At 68.6% G+C, this 2638-nt stretch carries 2 protein-coding genes; one reads left to right on the forward strand and one right to left on the reverse strand.

Going from position 1 to position 2638, the window contains the following annotated elements:
* Positions 1–968: 968 nt before the first annotated feature.
* Complete coding sequence (locus ACVCAH_RS37665) at positions 969–2171, reverse strand: low temperature requirement protein A (RefSeq protein WP_447140981.1); 1203 nt, start codon at positions 2169–2171, stop codon at positions 969–971.
* 243 nt (positions 2172–2414) lie between these two features.
* On the opposite strand from ACVCAH_RS37665, the gene ACVCAH_RS37670 reads away from it, so the two are divergent.
* The coding region (locus tag ACVCAH_RS37670; RefSeq protein WP_447140982.1) for a hypothetical protein at positions 2415–2638 on the forward strand (224 nt) is incomplete at its 3' end.

Here is a 2638-nt window from a genome sequence, read left to right on the forward strand (position 1 = left end):
CCAACCCTCCCGTCCGCGCCGAATTGACCGTCCCTCGAGCCGAAGCCAGCCTGGAAACGCATCGTGCACAAGCATGAGAGCCAACCTGGTCCTTGTCGGCCGCGCACCTCTCGGCAGGGCTGCGTGTCGCCCCCCACACCGCGATGCCCCTGGTGGCATGGCCATAACCGGTGACGGCACCGTCGGCTTCAGGCGGCCCGTACCGTGCGGTGAACAGCACGACGAAGGCCAAATCCTGTCCGCGATGCGCCTCTCCCGCCTCGCCACGAGCCGGTTTCAGGGGGCCGCCCGCCGAGCGATTAGCAATGAGCCGTTTGCTTCGCCGGAGGCGATCATGACTTCCCCCAATGGGGAAGACGTGAAGCCCTGGCCGCGCGCCGTCGCCGGCACGCGGACGTCGTGGTGTTCGAGGTGACGGCGGCGCAGCGGGTCGGGCGCAGCCGCGCCAGGCCGGTGGGCCGCGGTCCAAGGAGATCCGGTATCTAGGGCACGGGCTGGTGCCGCGAGAGGTTGCCGGTGACCGGCTGATTCGTTGGCTACCGGGAGCTGAAGCCCCTTCCCGCCGCTTGGCTCGGGCCCCTCGATAACGCTAGGTCCGGTCCCGTGAGCTGCAGTAACCATCGTTTGAGCCTGAGACCTGAGCGAACCCACTTGGGACCGACGCAACGGTGGCTGAGCCTGGACGCCCGCGAGGCCGAACGGGCTCTGCCTATACGCCGTCGCCTTATGAGTTCACGTCTGACGCCCACCAATGCAGGGCGCCAGTTCTAAGAGGACTTGGCACGGCAGGTCGGATCCCGTGCAGAAGCTGGAGTTCATGACCGTACCGCGACGATGCCCGGCCTCGACCCGGGCGCCAACCTCGTGGGCTGACCACGCATTGCACTGACAAGGACGATGCGATGACTGCCCCGGCCACGGGGTCGGCAGGGTGGCACTGGAGGCTGCGGTACGTCGCGACGGTGTGGTCAGGCCGGCGGTGTTGGCATGTTAGAGGGCCGGCGACGTCCGCGGATCGCGCTGGCGAGGGCGACACCAGCCAGGACGAGGAGGGCGGTGACTGCGACTGCCAGCGGCGGCAGAAGGACCACGCAGGGTGCCAGCACGGCCAGCGCGAGCAGCCCGCCGATCAGAGACCCGGACGCTCGGCCGAACACCTCGTAGCCGAAGCGGGTCCGCCCGGCGAGGAAGAGTGCGGGCCCGCCGAGGATGACGGACAGCCAAGCCGGGTCCGTGTGCCCAGTCGGGTGTCCAATGATGAGTTCGTAGCCGACGGCGGTGGCGAGGGTGCCCGCGACCATGGCCATGTGGGTGTAGGCCGACGACAGGCTCAGGCGGGTGGTCCATCTCTCCGCCCGGACCGCCTCGGTCAGCACGTTCCCCGCCTGGAAGAAGTAGATCCGCCACAGCAACACCGTGGTGGCGAAGGCCACCACGAACGCCGCCGTCTGCTTGACGCCGAAAGGTCCGCCGGAGACGGTCAACCCGGTGAGCAGGATCGATTCGCCGAGCGCGATGAGGAAGAACTGCTGGTAGCGCTCGGCCAGGTGCCCGCCGGCGATCCTCCATCCGGGGATTCGTGCGCGGCCCAGCCCTGGCGTCGGCCAGCCCAGGACAAACCCCAGATATTCCACGCCGAGCGCCAGCGCCCACAGGACCCCGCTCGCCTTGCCCATTGGAAGAGTGGCACCCCAGATCCACCCGATCGCGGAAACCGCCGACCAGCACGCGATCCGCGCGGGGATGCGCCGCTGCTGCTTGTGGCCGCGCAGGGCGAACATGAGCACAAGGGGGCGGCCGAGCTGGATCGTGACGTAAGCCCCGGCGAAGACCGGTGCGTCCTCGCCGAACGCCTCGGGCACAGCGATCGCCATGACCATGCTGCCGAACATGATTGCGACGACGAGCAGTTGGATCGACGGTCGCTCGGGGTCGTATTTGCTGGTCACCCACGCGGCGAGCAGCCATACCAGCCACAGGGCCAGGAACAGCAGCGTCGTCTGAGCGACTTCGGGCAGGACTATCCGCCGCTGGGTGGTGAAGTCTTCGGCCAGCCGTTGCGTGACCCGGGTGAGCGCGAAGACGAACACCAGGTCTAGGAACAGTTCCAGGAAGGTAGCCCGCGTCGGACCCCCGCCCTCACGCAGAATCCCGGCCGCGCCGGTCGTCATCGGCTCGTCCCTTTTGCCGGCGTCATGACCGTCACTCCTGTAGTCCTACCACGCTGTGCCCTAGCAAGGAGCCAGACCGAACCGCCCTTCAGCGCCGAGGGCCGGTTCGCGGCATGCCGTGCTGCCCCACGCAGGTCTCTGGCCACCCCGACCCGGGATCCCCTCACACATCCTGTACTCGCAACGACCGGGCGCCGGGCTTGATCCGGCTGTCGTGCCACTGCTTAGCGCGCAGTCGCCGGCATGAGCGTGGACCAGATCAGGAAGTCAAGCCGGGGTTGGGCTGGCGGCGGTCCTGGCGAAGCGGCGGGCCAGGTGGCCGAAGGCGTCGACGAGCTCGGCGGGGCCGACAACCTCGATCTCGTGTCGAACCGGGCGATGGCGGCGGCGAGGCTGGGCCAGGACCAGGAGCCGAGAGTGAGCCGGCAGCGGTCCGAGCCGAGTTCCTCGACGATCCCGTCGCGCGT

This window comes from Micromonospora sp. LZ34 (genome assembly GCF_052981855.1).